The organism is Pedobacter sp. N23S346 (assembly GCF_048515415.1).
In the GTDB taxonomy this organism is placed as follows: Bacteria; Bacteroidota; Bacteroidia; order Sphingobacteriales; family Sphingobacteriaceae; genus Pedobacter.
In genome coordinates this window covers 354,759-374,100 of the sequence record NZ_JBLYEE010000002.1, presented here as the reverse complement: position 1 = coordinate 374,100, position 19,342 = coordinate 354,759, and the positions used below count along the sequence as shown (strand labels likewise).

General features: G+C 38.7%; 14 protein-coding genes. 6 read left to right on the top strand and 8 right to left on the bottom strand.

From position 1 onward, the window contains the following. Positions 1 to 48: 48 nt before the first annotated feature. From ACN1CD_RS05395 to ACN1CD_RS05375, 5 genes are all read left to right on the top strand, one after another. Positions 49 to 1,692 (top strand): glycerol-3-phosphate dehydrogenase/oxidase, encoded by a 1,644-nt coding sequence (locus ACN1CD_RS05395; protein WP_419129297.1) that lies wholly within the window; start codon positions 49 to 51, stop codon positions 1,690 to 1,692. Between the two features lie 30 nt (positions 1,693 to 1,722). Continuing rightward, on the top strand, positions 1,723 to 3,213 hold the full coding sequence (gene glpK / locus ACN1CD_RS05390; protein ID WP_419129635.1) for a glycerol kinase GlpK: 1,491 nt from the start codon (positions 1,723 to 1,725) through the stop codon (positions 3,211 to 3,213). A 48-nt stretch (positions 3,214 to 3,261) separates the two neighbouring features. Then, a complete protein-coding gene (locus ACN1CD_RS05385; RefSeq protein ID WP_419129296.1) occupies positions 3,262 to 3,993 on the top strand; it encodes an MIP/aquaporin family protein in 732 nt (243 codons plus the stop codon). Between the two features lie 148 nt (positions 3,994 to 4,141). After that, the gene (locus ACN1CD_RS05380) at positions 4,142 to 4,825 is read left to right on the top strand and encodes an exonuclease domain-containing protein (protein WP_419129295.1); all 684 of its coding nucleotides are present in this window, start codon (positions 4,142 to 4,144) and stop codon (positions 4,823 to 4,825) included. Further along, positions 4,810 to 6,261 (top strand): DUF294 nucleotidyltransferase-like domain-containing protein, encoded by a 1,452-nt coding sequence (locus tag ACN1CD_RS05375; protein ID WP_419129294.1) that lies wholly within the window; start codon positions 4,810 to 4,812, stop codon positions 6,259 to 6,261. The genes ACN1CD_RS05380 and ACN1CD_RS05375 overlap by 16 nt, the downstream gene beginning before the upstream one ends. A 174-nt stretch (positions 6,262 to 6,435) precedes the next feature. On the opposite strand, the gene rplT is transcribed toward ACN1CD_RS05375, so the two are convergent. The 8 genes from rplT to ACN1CD_RS05335 all read right to left on the bottom strand — a co-directional run bounded on the left by rplT (position 6,436) and on the right by ACN1CD_RS05335 (position 15,584). Next, positions 6,436 to 6,780: a 50S ribosomal protein L20 gene (rplT, locus tag ACN1CD_RS05370; protein WP_029285460.1), complete on the bottom strand. Its 345-nt coding sequence runs from the start codon at positions 6,778 to 6,780 to the stop codon at positions 6,436 to 6,438. A 75-nt stretch (positions 6,781 to 6,855) separates the two neighbouring features. Further along, the gene (rpmI, locus tag ACN1CD_RS05365; RefSeq protein ID WP_010600880.1) at positions 6,856 to 7,056 is read right to left on the bottom strand and encodes a 50S ribosomal protein L35; all 201 of its coding nucleotides are present in this window, start codon (positions 7,054 to 7,056) and stop codon (positions 6,856 to 6,858) included. 29 nt (positions 7,057 to 7,085) lie between these two features. Continuing rightward, on the bottom strand, positions 7,086 to 7,655 hold the full coding sequence (infC, locus tag ACN1CD_RS05360; RefSeq protein WP_051666461.1) for a translation initiation factor IF-3: 570 nt from the start codon (positions 7,653 to 7,655) through the stop codon (positions 7,086 to 7,088). Between the two features lie 18 nt (positions 7,656 to 7,673). After that, complete coding sequence (gene thrS / locus ACN1CD_RS05355) at positions 7,674 to 9,599, bottom strand: threonine--tRNA ligase (protein ID WP_419129293.1); 1,926 nt, start codon at positions 9,597 to 9,599, stop codon at positions 7,674 to 7,676. Between the two features lie 883 nt (positions 9,600 to 10,482). Then, on the bottom strand, positions 10,483 to 11,382 hold the full coding sequence (locus tag ACN1CD_RS05350) for a hypothetical protein (RefSeq protein WP_419129292.1): 900 nt from the start codon (positions 11,380 to 11,382) through the stop codon (positions 10,483 to 10,485). Between the two features lie 79 nt (positions 11,383 to 11,461). Beyond that, on the bottom strand, positions 11,462 to 12,199 hold the full coding sequence (locus tag ACN1CD_RS05345) for a (Fe-S)-binding protein (RefSeq protein WP_419129291.1): 738 nt from the start codon (positions 12,197 to 12,199) through the stop codon (positions 11,462 to 11,464). A gap of 20 nt (positions 12,200 to 12,219) precedes the next feature. After that, the gene (locus ACN1CD_RS05340; RefSeq protein ID WP_419129290.1) at positions 12,220 to 13,527 is read right to left on the bottom strand and encodes an MFS transporter; all 1,308 of its coding nucleotides are present in this window, start codon (positions 13,525 to 13,527) and stop codon (positions 12,220 to 12,222) included. A gap of 164 nt (positions 13,528 to 13,691) precedes the next feature. Then, positions 13,692 to 15,584: a RecQ family ATP-dependent DNA helicase gene (locus tag ACN1CD_RS05335; protein WP_419129289.1), complete on the bottom strand. Its 1,893-nt coding sequence runs from the start codon at positions 15,582 to 15,584 to the stop codon at positions 13,692 to 13,694. Positions 15,585 to 16,015: 431 nt separating this feature from the next. Here ACN1CD_RS05335 and ACN1CD_RS05330 point away from each other — a divergent pair, with 431 nt between their 5' ends. Then, positions 16,016 to 19,243: an amidohydrolase family protein gene (locus ACN1CD_RS05330; RefSeq protein ID WP_419129288.1), complete on the top strand. Its 3,228-nt coding sequence runs from the start codon at positions 16,016 to 16,018 to the stop codon at positions 19,241 to 19,243. The last annotated feature ends 99 nt before the right edge of the window (positions 19,244 to 19,342 follow it).

Here is a 19,342-nt window from a genome sequence, read left to right as displayed (position 1 = left end):
AGAATTGATTTCTGGAAATATTTAATGTTTTTTTAATACAGACATTATATGATTTCGAATTTGATTATTTATACTTGCGTATTGTTTCGTTTCATTATTTATTTACGCAAATTGAAAAAAGTCTCCGATTATACCCTGCCCCCAAATTCCGATTGGGATATCATCATTATTGGAGGCGGTGCCACGGGCTTAGGTACGGCGCTTGATGCAGTAACCCGTGGTTTGAAAACTCTTTTGGTAGAGCAATCAGATTTCGCAAAGGGAACATCAAGCAGAAGCACAAAACTCGTACATGGAGGTGTTCGATATTTAGCACAAGGTGATATTGGACTGGTTAAACGTGGATTAAAGGAGCGTGGATTATTACAGCTAAATGCCAACCACCTCGTTAATAAAGAATCTTTCATCATTCCATGCTACGATTGGTTTTCTGTTGCCAAGTACCTTACCGGATTAACACTCTACGATTGGCTTGCAGGTAAATTCAGTTTTGGCAAATCGAAGTTTTTTTCTAAAAACGAAACTTTGAAATTGATGCCTGGAATAAAATCTAAAGGATTGAAAGGAAGTGTAAAGTACTACGATGGAAAGTTTGATGATGCCCGTTTAGCCATTAATATTGCGCAAACAGCTATAGAACAAGGCGCCAAACTTTGTAATTATACTAAAGTTACCAACCTGATTAAAAATAACAATGGAGATATTATCGGTGTCGAAGTTATAGATACGCTTTCAGGGAAACTGGCAAAAGCCGAAGCAAAAGTAGTGATTAATGCAACTGGTGTTTTTGTAGATGATATTTTGCTCATGAACAATCCGCAATCGAAGAAACTGGTCAGGCCAAGCCAGGGCGTTCATGTGGTGCTTGATAAATCATTTCTAAAAACAGACTTGGCGTTAATGATTCCTAAAACTTCAGATGGACGGGTATTATTTGCTGTTCCATGGCATGATCATTTATTGGTTGGCACAACTGATACGCCATTGGATGAACATGCGCTCGAACCCAGAGCCTTAAAAGAAGAAGTAGATTTTATCCTGAATACTGCCAGTTCGTATTTTGAAAGGGCACCAATCGAAAAGGATATTTTAAGTGTATTTTCGGGCTTACGTCCGCTTGCTGCACCCACAAATGGCGATAAAAACAGTACTAAAGAAATCAGCCGCGACCATAAACTTATCGTCTCCGCAAAGGGATTAATCACCATTACCGGTGGCAAATGGACAACATATAGAAGCATGGCTGAAGAAACGATTGATTTAGCCATAAGTCATGCTCAATTAAAGGCAACAGCCTGCCGCACGCATCAGTTGAAAATACATGGCTGCAGCGACTTTAAGGAAAATCACCATTTGGACCTATATGGATCAGATCGAGAAGCGATTGAAAAGCTTGCCACTGAACTTCCGCAGTTTAATCAGAAACTCCATCCGGATTTTCCCGATTTAGAAATTCAGGTGCTTTGGGCGGCAAAGTATGAAATGGCCAAAACCGTAGAAGACGTGCTGAGCAGAAGATTACGCATTTTATTTATCGATGCATTAGCTGCAAAAGCAATGGCTCCTAAAGTCGCGGCAATTCTTGCAACTGAACTGCAACAGGATCAAGATTGGGAACGTGAACAAGTTAGTGCCTTCAATAATTTGGCAGATGGCTACATTTATGCACCTCAATTACCGAACAAAAAATAAACCTGGCCGAATAACAAAAACCAAAAAATGATGAGCAAATACATTCTGTCACTAGATCAGGGCACCACAAGTTCGAGAGCAATAGTTTTCAACCACAATGGCGAAATCGTAGCTATTGCGCAAAAAGAATTCACCCAAATATATCCTAAGGCAGGCTGGGTTGAGCATAATCCGCTTGAAATTTGGTCAACACAACTAACAGTTGCTACAGAAGCCATAATCAAAGCGGGCTTATCTGTTTTTGATATTGATTCTATTGGGATTACCAACCAACGGGAAACAACCGTAGTTTGGGATAAGGAAACCGGACAACCAGTATATAATGCTATTGTTTGGCAAGACAGGCGGACATCTAATTACTGCGATGAAATTAAAGCCCAGGGTTTATCAGATAAAATTCAACAAAAAACGGGTTTAATTATAGATTCTTATTTCTCTGCCACAAAAGCCAAATGGATTTTGGATAACGTAGCTGGAGCCAGAGAAAAAGCCAACGAAGGAAAGCTTGCCTTTGGAACGATAGATACGTGGTTGATCTGGAAACTAACAGCCGGAAAAACTTTTGTTACCGATGTTACCAACGCTTCGAGAACGATGCTCTACAATATTCATACGCTGGCGTGGGATGATGAACTTACCGACCTTTTCAATATTCCTAAGAGTATGTTGCCAGAAGTTAAATCTTCCAGTGAGGTATATGGCGAAACTGCAGGTAAAATTTTAGCTGCTAAAATTCCAATTGCAGGAATTGCTGGCGATCAGCAATCTGCCCTTTTCGGACAAATGTGTACAGAAATCGGAATGGTCAAAAACACTTATGGTACAGGCTGTTTCATGTTAATGAATATCGGCGAAACACCAAAACTCTCATCGAATAATCTATTAACTACCATTGCTTGGCAAATAAACGGACAAGTGAATTATGCTTTAGAAGGAAGTATATTTATTGGAGGTGCAGTGGTACAATGGCTAAGGGATGAAATGGGTTTGATTTCCAAGTCTGCTGACGTAGAAACATTGGCACAACGGGAAAAAGATACCAATGGTGTTTACGTAGTACCGGCATTTGCAGGTTTAGGCGCTCCCCATTGGGATCAACATGCACGCGGAACCATTACTGGCTTAACACGTGGAACCAATAAATCACACATTGCCAGGGCAGCACTGGAAAGTATTGCTTACCAAACCATGGATGTATTAAAAGCCATGGAAGCTGATGCCGGCATCGAAATTACCGAATTACGCGTAGATGGCGGAGCCACTGCAAATAACCTCCTCATGCAATTTCAGGCAGATTTATTAAAGAGCAGTGTGATTAGGCCTGAAGTAACGGAAGTAACAGCACTCGGTGCTGCTTACCTTGCTGGTCTGGCTACGGGTTTTTGGGACAGTATTGATCAGATCAGATTACAGTGGAAAATAGATAAAACATTTAAAGCAGAAGAAGGCATAGACAATACGGAAAGAATTAAAGGCTGGAACCGGGCAATCAAAGCTGCACGGATCAGTGCCGCCGATTAAACAAGCATCAACGATTTCCAATTCCACCAGACTAACCAAATACCGATTATGACAGAATTTGTTGCAGAATTAATTGGCACTGCCCTCCTTATCTTATTGGGAAACGGTGTAGTAGCGAACGTTGTGCTTAAAGGCACAAAGGGTAACAATAGTGGTTGGATGGTCATTACCACTGCCTGGGGGCTCGCAGTTTTTGTTGGTGTGGTGATTTCGGCGCCGTATAGTGGCGCGCATCTAAACCCAGCTGTGACCATTGCTTTGGCTATTGCTCAAAAATTCGACTGGATTAAAGTACCTTATTATATCCTGGCACAATTATGTGGCGCAATGATTGGTTCCTTTCTGGTATGGGTGATCTACAAAGATCATTTTGATGCAACAGACGATAAGAATTTAAAAGCTGCTCCTTTTGCTACTTCACCCGCTATCCGAAACCTCAAATCAAATCTCTTCTCCGAAATTATCGGAACTTTCGTACTAATCTTCGTGATATTTTATTTCACCAATGCAGAAATGGGAAGCGATAAAACACCTATTGGCTTAGGTTCGTTAGGTGCTTTACCCGTAGCTTTTCTGGTTTGGGTAATTGGTTTAGGTTTAGGCGGAACAACAGGTTATGCCATTAATCCGGTGCGAGATTTAGGGCCTCGAATCATTCATTCCATTATTCCAATGAAAGGAAAAGGCAGCAGTGATTGGTCTTATGCCTGGGTGCCAATTGTTGGTCCGCTTATAGGTGCTGCGCTAGCCGCTTTACTTTACATGGCTTTATTGAAATAAGTAATTGCTTTCAAGTTATCTATTGATAAGCTGATTAAATCAATTCGATATGTTATATATTGACAAATTAGCATTGTCAAATTTTATTACCTTTGAGATCAGATAGCATTTTACATCTAATTGCTTCGACTAACCTAAATATCAGACCTTGCACGATTTTTTTCTTTTTATAGATACCGAAACCTCCGGCTTACCAAAAAACTGGCGTGCCCCCTATTCTAAAGAAAATAACTGGCCACATATTCTACAAATTGCCTGGATCATTTTCGACAGCAACTGCGTGGAAGTGAAAAGAGAAAATCACTACATTGAAAATAATGGTTTCACCATCGATAAGGCAGCACAAAAAATCCATCATATAACCGATGATTTTTTGAAAATCCATGGCGAGCCAATTGAGCCGGTTATGCATTCATTTTGTAAGGACATGGATCAATTCAATCCGCTTGTGATCGGTCACTTTATTGAATTGGATTTTCATATGGTTAATGTAGAACTTAACCGATTAGGAATGCATAGCATTTTTGGATCATCTACTTTTTATTGTACAATGAAAACCAGTGCAGATTATGTAACTAACTCTATCATCAGCCATTTAAAGCTTGATAAATTCTACACTATCCTATTTAACGAAGAGCCAGCAGAAAACCATAACGCATTAACTGATGCACTAAATACTGCAAAAATCTTCTTCCATCTATTAAATGATAAAAAAATAAGTTTATCTTCCATTTATAACCAGGAACATACTTTTATCAAAGTATCAGATGGATTAGACATTTCACCATTTAAACGTATCTTACAGCGATTATTCCCATGGACAATAAGCTAGCAGATAAAATTTACACCTCTAGAATCGGCGACATTACGTTTAAAAAAATTGTGCGCTGTTCTACAGAAACTCCTGTTTTTGAAGCCGCAACAAAGATGGCTGAAAATAAAACCAGTTGTTTATTTATTGAGGATAGCTCGGGTAATTTCGTAGGCTTTGTGACTGATATTATTCTCCGGGATGAAGTAATTGCAAAACGCCTTGATCCACAGATTGCAATTAGTGAGGTGATGGATCCTAATATTGTTACCATTACACCGGAAGCATTTGTTTACGAAGCGATACTGATGATGTTCAGTAAGAAATCGAGATACTTACTGGTAAATGATAACGGAAATTTTGTTGGCTTTTTAAGCCGCAACAGGCTTTTAAGCGAACAGGCTGAGTCGCCATTGGTATTTATTCAGTCGGTAAAATCAGCTGTAAATACCTCTGATTTAAAATCTAAATGGCAAAAGGTGCCACATATTGTTGCCCAGCTTTTGGACAGAGGTGTACATGCCAAGATTGTTAATGAAGTGGTTACCACTATCGCAGATACCATTTCCCTAAAAATTATAGAAGAAGTAATAGATAAACTGGGTCAGCCGCCGGCAAAGTTTGTATTTATGGTTCTGGGTAGTGAAGGAAGAAAAGAACTCAGTTTGAAAACCGATCAGGACAATGCTATTTTGTATGAAGATACAGATGAAGACCGTCGTCCTGCGGTTCGCTCCTATTTCCTCGATTTCGCTACACAGGTTTCAGATAAGCTAAACTACGTGGGGTTCGTGTATTGTGATGGCGATTATATGGCGACTAATCCAAACTGGACACATTCACTGGAGCATTGGAAATACAATTATAAAAACTGGATTGAAGAGGCGCTCCCTGAAACGGCTGTAAAATTTGCGGCATTCTTCGATTGCAGAGCCATTTACGGTGATTTATCTTTAATGACGGGTTTACGATCTTTTGTAGATGAGGAACTTCAGAAACCCCTTGAGAAGTTTTATGCCTATCTGGCAAAAAATGCATTGTTATATGAACCGCCACTTACCTATTTTAGAAATATCAGAACGCAAAAGATCGAGAAACGAGAGGTTTTTGATATCAAAACAGCCATGACGCCTATAGTGGATTTGGCCAGGGTTTACGCCTTACAGAATCGAATTTTTCAGAAAGAAAATACTGGCGAACGTTTAAAGGCTTTGAAGGAATTGGGAGTTTTTAGCGAAAAACAGTATAATGAGCTTTCCCATTCTTATTATTACCTGATGGGCTTGAGATTAAAACACCAGGCGAATTTGATTATTAATGACCAGGTAATTCCAAATAACTTTATTGATATTGATTCGCTAACGAAGATCGAAAAGGTTACGCTGATAGAAATTTTCAAAATTATTCAGGATTTTCAGAGTGGAATCAGAATGAAGTTTACCAATAGTTTAGGCTAAGGGCTGAGTGTGTGGTGCACTTTTTAGCCTAGTGGTCGGTATCTCACCAACCATCCTAAGTTTTATCTTATTAATACGCTTGATCTATCGATATTAGCTTGGCCTTAAAGCAAAAAAAGTCCCGATTTACATCGGAACTTTTTCTAAATATGATTATCGCCTGAGCGAGAATTTCTATTTTACTGCATCAATTACAGCTTTGAAAGCTTCTGGGTGATTCATTGCTAAATCAGCCAATACTTTACGGTTTAACCCGATTTCTTTTGAAGCAAGTTTACCAATTAATTGAGAGTAAGAAATACCGTGCTGACGAGCACCTGCATTAATACGTTGGATCCATAATCCGCGGAATTCTCTTTTCTTAACTTTACGGTCACGGTATGCATATTGCAAACCTTTTTCTACTGTGTTTTTAGCAACCGTAAAAACTTTACTTCTTGCGCCCCAATAGCCTTTGGCCATATTAAGGACTTTTTTCCGTCTTCTTCTCGAAGCTACTGCGTTTACCGAACGTGGCATGTTGTTGTTGTTTTTTGGTAAGCGGCGTTCCTTTTTTTCGGAAACTTAATGCCTGATACCTGGTGAATTAATAAATTACTTTCCGATGCAAAGCATGCGTTTAACGTTACCTGAATCTGCATCTGTTACAATTCCTGCATTTCCAAGAGCACGTTTACGTTTAGTACTCATCTTTGTTAAGATGTGACTTTTGTATGCTTTGTTTCTTTTGATTTTACCTGTTCCAGTAAGCGAAAAACGCTTTTTAGCACTGGAATTGGTTTTCATTTTTGGCATAACCTGTTTTTTAATTTATAAACCTATTTTTATTTTTTTGCTACTTTAGGCGCAACTGTTAAGAACATCCGTTTACCTTCCAATTTAGGTAATAATTCTACTTTACCTACATCTTCCAAAGCCTGGGCAAATTTCAATAATAAAATCTCTCCCTGTTCTTTGTAAACAATTGCTCTACCTTTAAAATGCACGTAAGCGCGAACTTTTTCACCGTTCTCTAAAAAGCTTACCGCATGTTTCAATTTAAACTGGAAATCGTGATCGTTCGTATTCGGACCGAAACGAATCTCCTTAATTACAGTTTGTTTAGCATTAGATTTAATTTCCTTCTGCTTTTTCTTTTGTTCGTAAACAAACTTGCTGTAATCGATAATTCTACATACTGGTGGTACTGCATTTGGAGAAATCTCTACCAAATCCAATTCCAAATCATCAGCAAGTGCCAAAGCTTTTGCCAAAGGATAAATCCCCGGTTCAACATTATCGCCAGCCAAACGCACTTCAGGCGATTTAATGTACTGATTAATGTTATGCTCTGCTTCTTTTTTCTTAAAAGGTGGACGTGGTCCCCTGTTAAATCCTGGTCTTCCTAATGCCAAATGTGTAACTATTTTAATTTAAACTGTTATTTCTTTTTTTAATAAATCGTTGAACTCCTCCAACGTCATTTCTCCTAAATCTCCCTCACCGTGTTTACGTACCGAAACTTTTCCTTCTGCCATCTCTTTATCGCCGATAATCAGCATATAAGGAATCTTTTTAACTTCGGCATCACGGATTTTCCGTCCGATTTTCTCATCTCGAAAGTCAATCAGCCCGCGAATATCGGAATTATTTAGTTCATCTAAAACTTTTTTTGCATATTCTTCATATTTTTCTGAAATCGGAAGAATCGTAAATTGCTCCGGACTCAGCCATAAAGGGAAATTCCCGGCACAATGCTCAATCAAAACAGCAATAAATCTTTCCAGTGAACCAAACGGTGCACGGTGAATCATTACTGGTCTGTGTTTCTGATTATCACTTCCGGTATATTCCAATTCAAAACGTTCAGGCAAATTGTAATCTACTTGAATGGTTCCCAACTGCCATTTTCTACCCAAAGCATCTTTCACCATAAAATCCAGCTTAGGGCCATAAAAAGCCGCTTCGCCATATTCTACAACAGTATTTAATCCCTTTTCGGCTGCAGCCTCAATAATTGCATTTTCTGATAATCTCCAGTTTTCATCAGAACCGATATATTTTGATTTGTTTTCCGGATCTCTCAACGAAACCTGTGCAGTGTAGTTGTCAAATCCTAACGACTTAAATACGTAAAGCACCAAATCAATCACTTTTTTAAACTCTTCCTTCACTTGTTCTGGCATACAGAATAAATGGGCATCATCCTGAGTAAAGCCACGCACACGGGTTAAGCCATGTAACTCGCCGCTTTGTTCGTAACGATAAACAGTGCCAAACTCTGCAAACCTAACCGGAAGATCTTTATAAGAGCGTGGTTTTGTTTTGTAGATTTCGCAGTGATGCGGACAGTTCATCGGTTTTAAGAAAAACTCCTCTCCTTCTTGTGGCGTTTTAATCGGCTGGAACGAATCCTTACCATATTTCTCCCAGTGACCAGAAGTTACATATAAATTCTTATGTCCGATATGAGGGGTAATCACTTGCTCGTAACCTGCTTTGGCTTGTGCTTTTGTTAAGAAATTAACCAAGCGCTCACGTAAGGCAGCTCCCTTAGGTAACCATAACGGTAAACCCATTCCCACTTTTTCGGAGAAGGCGAATAGTTCGAGTTCTTTTCCAAGTTTACGGTGATCACGCTTTTTAGCCTCTTCAATCATCGCAAGATATTCAGTAAGCTCGCTTGCCTTTGGAAAAGTTACGCCATAAATACGGGTTAACTGTTTTTTCGTTTCATCACCGCGCCAATAAGCACCGGCAACATTCATCAGTTTTACTGCTTTAACAAAACCAGTATTTGGAATGTGTGGACCACGACATAAATCGGTAAACTGACCCTGAGAATAGAAAGTAATTTTTCCATCTTCCAAACCGTCGATCAGATCCAGTTTATATTCGTCACCTTTTTCAGTGAAATATTTAATTGCATCAGCTTTGCTTACACTTTCACGGGTGAAAGTTTCTTTTTGCTTAGCCAGTTCAATCATTTTGGTTTCGATGGCCTTAAAATCATCCGAAGAAAATTCTTTGTCGCCAAAATCTACATCATAATAAAAGCCGGTTTCAATCGCCGGACCTATACCGAATTTTGTTCCTGGATATAATGCTTCTAAAGCCTCAGCCATTAAGTGGGCCGATGAATGCCAGAAAGTCGATTTACCGGAAGCATCATTCCAGGTTAGCAATTTTACAGAAGAATCAGCTTCGATTGGACGTGTTGAATCCCAAACTTCGCCATTTACTTCGGCAGCTAAAACGTTACGGGCCAGGCCTTCAGAAATTGATAATGCAATTTGATGGGCAGATGTGCCCTGTTCATACTGACGAACGGAGCCGTCAGGTAAAGTAATATTAATCATCTACAACTATGATTTGTTCCTTATCCAGTATTAAAATTTCGGAACGGTTTAAAAATATGGTGAATTCTAAATCACATACAAAGTGATTTTTTATTGTCGCGAAGATAAGAAAATTTATTTCAACGTTATTTTACGCCAGAAAATATTTTTAGGGAAATTGATTTGGCTGATTGCAGTAGAACAGATCCTGAATCAAGTTCACTGTTGTCCGGTAAAACTTTTTGAACAAATTTTTACCGGACAGCCTAATCACAAATGGCTGCAATATTCCTTAACCAAAAGAATATTTTGCAGGATATGGAAGCTATGAGCGGTTTAAAATATTAAAACCTCTGAAAATGATAGTTTTTTACCGGACAGCCGAATTAGTGCAAGATTTTTAGGAAACCTATAAAACAATGGGCTTACCTTTTAAAAATGAGATAAAAACAGCTTTTTTAGCTTGATTTAAAGGATTTAATGGATCGTTTAAACTTTAACCGGACAACAGTGAATCAAGTTCAGGAGGACGCTCGAGGGGTAACATCGACATCTTGGAATATTCGCAATAGAAGATACTCGAAAATGGCGCTTAATGCCTTAATGTTTCTAATAACTTTTTTATAACAGATCCTGAATCAAGTTCAGGAGGACGATCAAGGGGAAACATCGACATTTTGGAATATTCGCAAAGAAGATACTCGAAAATGCCGCTTAATGCCTTAATGTTTCTAATAACTTCTTTTATAACAGATCCTGAATCAAGTTCAGGAGGACGTCCGAGGGAGGATTTACGTTGGAACTGCCAAAAAACTACTCCTAAAATTCCTAGTAAACAAAGCCCTTAAGATATAAAGCCTTTCGAAAATACATCCGAAAGGCTCTCAAAACATTATATTAAAATTTAGTTACCTGGAACAACTATTCTTTGAACGCCAGTTCCACCCGGCCTGTTCTGTCTGAATCGTTTCATCATGTTATCCATTTTAATTTTGTATTCCTCTTCTGTAATTAATTTGGCTTTTTTAGGTGGTGTAACATCCTTACTGCTTACCCCTCTGTACTCAATGCTTTTCGCGATAGTCGAATTGCCTCTGCCTTCGATTGCCAATACCGTACCTTCCGTCCACATTTTTGGGTTTGGAGAAAAATTGAATCCTAAATCATTAGTGTACCAGATATGAGTTTCTTCGGTTACATCTTTATCCATATCCAGGATTTTAACTGATCTGGTTGATTTGACAATTACTTCCTTACAATCAAAACCAATTATTTTTTTTGTTGCATCTGTTTTTACAATTTCAATTTTTGGAGGCACAACTGGTTTAGGTTTAGCCGTATCACCTGGATTTCCGCTACCCATTCTAAACGATCCAATCGGACCAGAAGTGGATAAAGTTAATTTGCCAGGCATATAATAGGTAGTATCGCTCAAATCGAAAACCTCTGTTAGTTTTTGATCAGCGAAGCTGTAATAATATTCGCGGTTACCACCACCTCCACCGAAGCGCATCATCATCCTACCCATTCCACCGCCGCCGCCACCAGCACCATTACTGTCTTCCATGTCTTCAACGGGCATGTAACTTGCATTTGTGGCCGTAAATAATAGCTCGAAATTGCTTTTACTGGATGATGGCATTCTTGCTTTCATCTGATCTGGAATTTGCATTCCGCTAGCAGCAGCCATTGCAGCTGGATCAACCGTTGTTTCAAACTGAATGGCACCCGAGGTTTTTTTTTGCGCATCTGCTACAGATACCACAGCAAAAACGCTCATCAAAGCGAAAATTATCTTTTTCATGTTTTGTTCTTTAGCTTTTAGAGGCAGTTGTACTAAAAAGGTTTAATGAAGGGAGAGCAGATTTATTGAAATTGAAAATTTAATATTCTGTACTTTCAAGCCAGCCGTTACATAATACATCTGCAATGTGCATGGTTTTGATTGGGAGGCTATTTTTTTCAATATAACCTTCAAGATGTAGTAAGCAAGATAAATCTGTAGAGATAATATAATCGGCATTTTGAGCCAAGGCATGATTTACCTTTTGTTCGGCCATTGCAGAAGAAATGGCATCAAACTTAACCGCAAAAGTTCCGCCGAAACCACAACACATATCAGTATCCTGCATTTCTAACATTTCCAGTCCATGAACTTTTGAAAGCAACTGACGGGGTTCGTCTTTAATTTTACATTCACGAAGTGCACTGCAAGAATCATGATAAACGGCTTTACCCTCCAACTCCGCTCCGAAATAATCTTTCTTCGCTACTTTAATTAAGAAATCTGAAAGTTCCCAGATATTAGATTGTAAATTCCTGCACTTGTTATGAACAATGGTATTGGTAAACAAATCATTATACCCTCCTTTTACCATGCCCACACAAGAAGCCGAAGGCGCAACAACATAAGTATTTTCTGAAAAATCATTTAAGAATTTGGTTCCCACGTCTTTTGCCTCATCCCAATAACCAGCGTTGTAGGCTGGCTGACCGCAACAGGTTTGTTTGGAGTTGTATTCAACCTTACAACCAGATTTTTCTAATAACCTCATGGTATTAAAAGCAGTTTCCGGATATAATTGATCAACGAAACAAGGGATAAATAATTCTACTTTCATAATCTTTTCAGGTTGCAAACTTACAACTTTACTATTTCTTTGCTTTCGTTTTTCCTTAAGATTAGTAAAAAGACTAAGCCAACGATAAAAAACGATGCTAAAGCAATAATGGAGTAACGAATGTTTCCTGTTAAATCTTCGATGTAAGCAAAGCTAAATAATCCGATTACGATAGCTAGTTTTTCCGTTACATCGTAAAAGCTGAAGAATGATGTAGTATCTGGTGTATTTGCCGGTAGGTATTTCGAATAGGTTGAACGGGAAAGTGATTGAATCCCTCCCATAATTAAACCCACAATTGCCGCCAATGAGTAGAACTGAATCTCATTTGTAATATAATAGCCGTAAACACAGCAGCCGATCCAAACCAGAACCACCATGATTAAGATGTTTATATTGCCTGTTTTTTTGGCTAGATAAGACATCAGCAATGCACCAGGAATAGCAACTAATTGGATGATTAAAATCACTGCGATCAATTTTGCCGTTCCTAATTTCAGCGTTTTTTCTGCAAAACCTGCTGCAGCGAGCATAATGGTTTGAACGCCCATAGAATAGAAAAAGAATGAGAAAAGAAATCCTTTCAATATTTTGATCTGTTTTAGCTGCTGCCATACTTTTGATAATTCACTAAAACCATCTTTAATGATGTTAGTTTTAATCTTATCTACCTGTGGCGTTCCATTTGGAAGAACCGAAAACGGAATTTGTGAAAAGGCAATCCACCACACGCCTACCAATAAGAATGATAATCTTGGAGGGAAGGACGCATCTGTAATACCGAACCATTCAGGCTTCAGCACAAACAAGAAGCAGATTAACTGCAAAACTACTGAACCAATATATCCATAGGAGAAACCCTGAGCACTTACCCGATCCTGATGCTCTTCTGTTGCAATTTCTGGCAGATAAGAGTTGCTGAATAATACACCACCTATGTATCCCATTGCGGCTATGGCAAAGAAAATAACACTTACTTCGAGTGTGTCGAGCTTGAAGAAATATAGCGCCATACAAGCCAAACCACCCATGTAGGTGAAAAATTTCATAAACGACTTTTTATTCCCTCTTCTATCTGCGATGGATGAAAGTATTGGTAAGGCTAAAGCCATAATCAAATAAGCAAAAGACAATGCATAGTTGGAAAGCGAAGTATTAACGAAGGTTCTGCCAAAGAAAGTAACCTGATCACCATGTTCTTTTGTAGTGGTAATAATGGTATAGTAAGCAGGAAAAATCGTTGAAGTAATTACCAGATTATAAGCCGAATTAGCCCAATCGAAGAAAGCCCAGGAACGAATGGTTTTCTTGTTATTTTTTTCTATCATTTGTATTTCGCTTCGCGGATGATTACACAGATTATTAAATTACCCAGATTGATTTAATGATTACAAAACTAATATATTATCGATAATTATAGTTATCAATTTACAGTTCTCAGTTACCAATTTTCAATTCTCCGATTCCCCTTTTCCATTCTCACATCTTCCATCTAAAGATAGTACTTCTTCCCATCAGTTTTAATCTTACCCGCATCTAATAATTCGCGGACGGCATCGATGCGATCATTTTCTGAACCATTTTTTATTCCGGTTACCAGATCATCTAAATTTAAAGGTTGCTGTTGCAATAAGGAAACAATTTCGAAATCTATCTCATCATCTTTTTGCAGATCATTTTCTGCTTTCTTTTCTGCCAGACAAACATCGCAGACACCACATTTAGCTGCCTGATGTTCATCAAAATAAGATAGCAATTGAATACTCCTACAGATATTGGTAGATGCATAGCTAATTACTGCATTAACCTGTTTGAGCAGAATTTCCTTTCTAAATTCAAGATATTTTACATCTAAATCAAAATGATCCATATCTACACGAGGCCGAACATACTGCAATTGTGGTTGATCAGTTTGTTGAATGTAGGTTAGCAATTCTATAGATTGTAACTTATTTAACAAGGCAACAATTTCTTTATATGAAAGTCCTGTTTTTTTGGCTAAATCTGCTTCTTTAATGCTTACAAAGCCATCAAAAGCGCCACCATGAGAACGTAATATCGTTTTGATAATTCCATCGTAAGCCTTGTTTTCGATCTGAAATCGATAAATATCTTCGTGACTGGCAATAAACATCATTCTGGAAGGAAGAAAAATACTTTCTGATAACGTTAAGTAACCATCATGTTCCAGAAACTTCAAGGCCGATAGGGTTTTTAAAACACTAATATTAAATCGTTTACAAAAGTCAGCTATATCAAAGGTAAAAGTTAAACCTTCACCTGCTCCAAAGGCAAGCTGAAAGTAATTCCCGAGGTAATGGTATATTTTTCGAATTTCATCAGGAGATGGAAAACTATCAATATAGCGAGATTCCAGGTTCATCATATCAGATTGGTTGGCTAACAACACGGCGTAACTGCGTTTTTCATCACGACCTGCCCTTCCTGCCTCCTGATAATAGGCCTCTAAACTTTCTGGTAAATCTAAATGCACCACGGTTCGAACATCGGCCTTATCAATCCCCATTCCAAAGGCATTAGTTGCCACCATAATGCGAATTTTGTTCAATTTCCAATCTTCCTGCTTTTGAAAGCGGACATCACGTTCCAGACCAGCATGATAAAAATCAGCCTTAATTTGATTGCGGTTTAAGAAATTAGAAACTTCTGCCGTTTCCCGCCTGTTCCGAACGTAAACCAATCCTGTCCCCTTCACATTTCTGCAAATTTCTGTCAGCTTTTTATATTTATCTTCCTTATTAATAACAACATAACTTAAGTTATCTCTGGCAAAGCTTTTAACAAACACCTGTGGATCATTCATCTCTAATTTCTCTACAATATCTCTGCGAACAAAGGCGGTAGCGGTGGCGGTGAGCGCTAATACAGGTACCTTTGGATGGATTTCCCTCAGCTTTGCGATTTGCTGATAAGGTGGCCTGAAATCATATCCCCATTGCGAAATGCAATGTGCTTCGTCAACGGCGATGAGGTTAACATTCATGTAAGAAATTCTTACCCTAACTAACTCAGACAGTAATCTTTCTGGAGATAGATATAGAAATTTAATTTTCCCGTAAATGCAGTTATCTAACAGGATATCGATCTCTCTTTTCCGCATCCCCGCATAGATGGCAATGGCTTCAATTCCTCTTGATTTGAGGTTTTCCACCTGATCTTTCATCAAAGCAATTAATGGCGAAACTACAATGCAGATCCCTTCTTTTACCAACGCAGGAACCTGAAAACAAATGGATTTACCACCACCGGTAGGCAGCAGCGCTAAGCTGTCTTTTCCTTCTAAAACGGAATTGATAATATCTTGCTGTAACGGTCGGAAAGCGGAGTAACCCCAATATTTTTGTAAAATCTCTATGGCTGTCATAAATCGGCGATACCAAAACTATAAAATTTAAATGTAAAGCAATAGTATATTTACAATTGGCATAAAACCATTTTTACAAAAGATTATTAACTTTGTTCAATACCTAAATAAATGCTGGAAACTCCGTTCACCGAAATTATAAGCTTTAAAAATGCCGAAGGGAGACGATCTGTTTTAAAAGAGTTCGCTGGTTTTTTATCAAGAAATAAGCCTATAAGCAGTCTTTTTTTTAAGCTTTCTGTTACAAAAAACACAAAACTCTCACCACTGGTGAGAGAAATTTATCCGTATGCCGAAAACGCTTTCAAAGACAGCTACGTATTCAAATTTTTAAATCTTTCAAATAATTACACGATTCAGAATATCAAACTCAACTTCCTGACAAGAAACTTCTTCAACAAAAAATACACGAACTATTCCGATAATATAAAATGAAAAACTTCTACTTCCTCTCTGCGCTCACGCTCCTATTTTTCAGTTCAAATGCCCAGGAAAAGAAATGGGATGTAGAAAAATATCAGGGCACAACCAAGAATTTCACGCTAAATACAGATGAAGGCACCTGGATGAACCTCGATGTAAGTCCTGATGGGCAAGAAATTGTTTTTGATCTATTGGGCGATATTTATACCATTCCGATTTCGGGCGGTCAGGCTAAATTAATTAGTGGCGGCATTGCCTATGATGTACAGCCACGGTTTAGTCCTAATGGAAAATACATTTCTTACACCAGCGATAAAAGCGGCGGCGATAATATCTGGATCATGAGCCGCGATGGTTCAAACAAAAAACAAGTAACTAAAGAAAGTTTCAGGTTGTTAAATAATGCCACCTGGATGCCAAACAGCGAGTACCTTGTAGCACGTAAACACTTTACCGCAGGGCGATCTTTAGGTGCAGGCGAAATGTGGATGTATAATATAAATGGTGGAGAAGGTGTTCAACTTACTAAACGCAAAAATGATCAGCAGGATGCGGGTGAACCCAATGTTTCGCCAGATGGCAGATATGTTTATTTTAGTGAAGACGTAACGCCCGGGCCAAATTTCGAATACAGTAAAGATCCAAATGGAACCATTTACGCCATTCGCCAGCTGGATTTAACTACCGGAAAATTAACGACATTGATTAATGAACAAGGAGGCGCCTGCCGTCCACAAGTTTCGCCAGATGGGAACTTAATCGCCTTTGTAAAACGGGTTCGCTTAAAATCGACGCTTTTTGTGCAGAATATTAAAACTGGTGAAGAGTGGCCGATAAACGAAGATTTATCTCACGATCAACAAGAAACCTGGGCTATTTTTGGCGTTTATCCGAACTTCGCCTGGACACCAGATGGTAAAAGTCTCGTATTTTACGCTAAAGGAAAAATCAGAAAAACAGAGATCGTATCATTAATCAATTCTACTATTCCATTTCAGGCGAATACCGTTCAAACGGTGCAACAGGCATTACATTTCGAACAACAGGTATTTGATAATGAGTTTTCTGCAAAGATGCTGAGACAATTAACTACATCGCCTGACGGCAAAACAATCATTTTTAATGCAGCCGGATACCTATACAAACAAGAATTATCTGGCGGAACACCAGAACGTTTAACCAATAGCCAGGATTTCGAATTTGAGCCCGCGTTTAGTCCGGATGGAAAATTTGTGGTTTACACCACCTGGAGCGATGAACTTCGAGGTGCAATTAAAAGAACAGATCTGAAATCTGGAAAAACAATCACTTTAAGTGATGAAAAGGGATTCTATTATTCGCCACAATATTCTACAAAGGGCGATCGAATTGTTTTCAGAAAAGGAAGTGGCAATGATGTTTTAGGCTATAATTATGGTCGTGGAACCGGAATTTTCACCATGGGCGCAAATGGCGGAGCTAAAACGCTGGTTTCTGATAATGGCATCCGTCCCCAATTTAACAACACAGATACCCGAATTTATTTCCAAAGTTATGCTGATGGTAAAAAAGTACTGAAAAGCATTGATTTGAACGGTGGAAATGAGAGAACGCACTTCACTTCGCAATATGCCAATCAGTTTGTCATCAGTCCTGACAATAAATGGGTAGCTTTTAACGAATTATTTAATGTTTACATCACGCCAATGATTAATGTTGGAGCGGCGCAGGATGCTTCAGCAGGAAACAAATCTATTCCCGTTGCAAAGGTAACTACGGATGGCGGAACGTACATTCAGTGGAGTGCAGACAGTAAAAATCTCCATTGGACATTGGGTCCGAAATACTTCACTATCGATGTAAATAGTGCTTTTAATTTTGATGGCAGCACGCCTAAAACGCAAGCCACTTCAATTGATATTAATTTGATTCTGAAATCAGATAAGCCAAGTGGAATGGTGGCACTAAAAGGTGCAAGAATTATTTCGATGAAAGGTGACGAAGTCATTGAAAACGGGGTTATTTTAACGGATGGCAATAAGATTTCTGCTATTGGCAAAGCTGATGCCGTAACGATTCCGGCAAATGCAAAAGTGATTGACCTAAATGGAAAAACCATTATGCCGGGCATTATAGATGTGCATGCGCATTTACGAACCAGTCCCGATGGGATTACGCCACAAAACGACTGGAGTTACCTGGCCAATCTGGCTTTTGGTGTCACCACGTCTCATGATCCATCTAGTAATACGGAAATGGTTTTTAGCCAAAGCGAAATGCTCAAAGCAGGAAGAATGATTGGCCCGAGGGTTTATTCTACCGGATCTATTTTATATGGTGCCGATGGCGATTTTAAAGTAGTGATCAATAGTTTAGATGATGCACTTGCTAATTTGAAACGATTAAAGGCAGTTGGCGCATTTTCGGTAAAATCTTATAATCAACCCAGGAGAGAACAACGCCAGCAGATTTTGGAGGCTGCACGTCAGTTAAAAATGGAAGTTGTACCGGAAGGTGGTTCTACTTTTTTTCATAATATGAACATGATTGCCGATGGACATACCGGAATTGAACACAGCATCCCGGTTTTACCGGTTTATAAAGATGTAACTACGCTTTGGAACAACACTGAAGTTGGCTATACTCCTACTTTAATCGTGGCTTACGGTGGTCAGTGGGGCGAAAATTATTGGTATGACCGTACCAACGTTTGGGAGAATGAAAAATTAATGACTTATACGCCGCGTTCGATTATTGATGCGAGAGCGAGACGCAGAACTACTTCAGAATATAGTGATTACAACCATATTGATATTGCAAAGGCAACCAAAAAAATTGCGGATGGTGGCACAAAAGTAAACCTGGGCGCTCACGGGCAAATTCAAGGTTTAGGTGCACACTGGGAATTGTGGATGTTTGTTCAGGGTGGATTTACGCCTTTGCAAGCGATCAGAAATGCCACTTTAAATGGAGCAGGTTATCTAGGAATGAGCAAAGAATTGGGTTCATTAGAAGTTGGCAAGCTAGCCGATTTAGTAATTATGGATGCAAATCCTTTGGATGATATCCGAAACTCGGAAAAAATTAAATATGTGATGATAAACGGTCGTTTATATGACAGTGCAAACATGAATGAAGTGGGAACACGAGAAAAACTTCGTGGAAAATTGTGGTTTGAAAATGCAAGAGGAAATGGTTACATCGTTCCAAATGGAGAATCAGAAACCTGGACGTTTACCGTTCCACACTGTGATTAAATTTTTTCCGCAGATTAAATAAAAAGAATTACGCAGAGTTTTATAATCTGCGGGATCTGCGGGAAACTTTTAGACTCATCCCAAACGGGAAATTAAAAA

Excerpts from the sequence above, each read along its gene's own strand:
- ACN1CD_RS05395 (WP_419129297.1), top strand. The coding sequence starts at position 49 with ATGATTTCGAATTTGATTATTTATACTTGCGTATTGTTTCGTTTCATT.
- glpK (WP_419129635.1), top strand. The coding sequence starts at position 1,723 with ATGAGCAAATACATTCTGTCACTAGATCAGGGCACCACAAGTTCGAGA.
- ACN1CD_RS05385 (WP_419129296.1), top strand. The coding sequence starts at position 3,262 with ATGACAGAATTTGTTGCAGAATTAATTGGCACTGCCCTCCTTATCTTA.
- ACN1CD_RS05375 (WP_419129294.1), top strand. The coding sequence starts at position 4,810 with ATGGACAATAAGCTAGCAGATAAAATTTACACCTCTAGAATCGGCGAC.
- rplT (WP_029285460.1), bottom strand. The coding sequence starts at position 6,780 with ATGCCACGTTCGGTAAACGCAGTAGCTTCGAGAAGAAGACGGAAAAAA.
- rpmI (WP_010600880.1), bottom strand. The coding sequence starts at position 7,056 with ATGCCAAAAATGAAAACCAATTCCAGTGCTAAAAAGCGTTTTTCGCTT.
- thrS (WP_419129293.1), bottom strand. The coding sequence starts at position 9,599 with ATGATTAATATTACTTTACCTGACGGCTCCGTTCGTCAGTATGAACAG.
- ACN1CD_RS05350 (WP_419129292.1), bottom strand. The coding sequence starts at position 11,382 with ATGAAAAAGATAATTTTCGCTTTGATGAGCGTTTTTGCTGTGGTATCT.
- ACN1CD_RS05345 (WP_419129291.1), bottom strand. The coding sequence starts at position 12,199 with ATGAAAGTAGAATTATTTATCCCTTGTTTCGTTGATCAATTATATCCG.
- ACN1CD_RS05340 (WP_419129290.1), bottom strand. The coding sequence starts at position 13,527 with ATGATAGAAAAAAATAACAAGAAAACCATTCGTTCCTGGGCTTTCTTC.
- ACN1CD_RS05335 (WP_419129289.1), bottom strand. The coding sequence starts at position 15,584 with ATGACAGCCATAGAGATTTTACAAAAATATTGGGGTTACTCCGCTTTC.
- ACN1CD_RS05330 (WP_419129288.1), top strand. The coding sequence starts at position 16,016 with ATGAAAAACTTCTACTTCCTCTCTGCGCTCACGCTCCTATTTTTCAGT.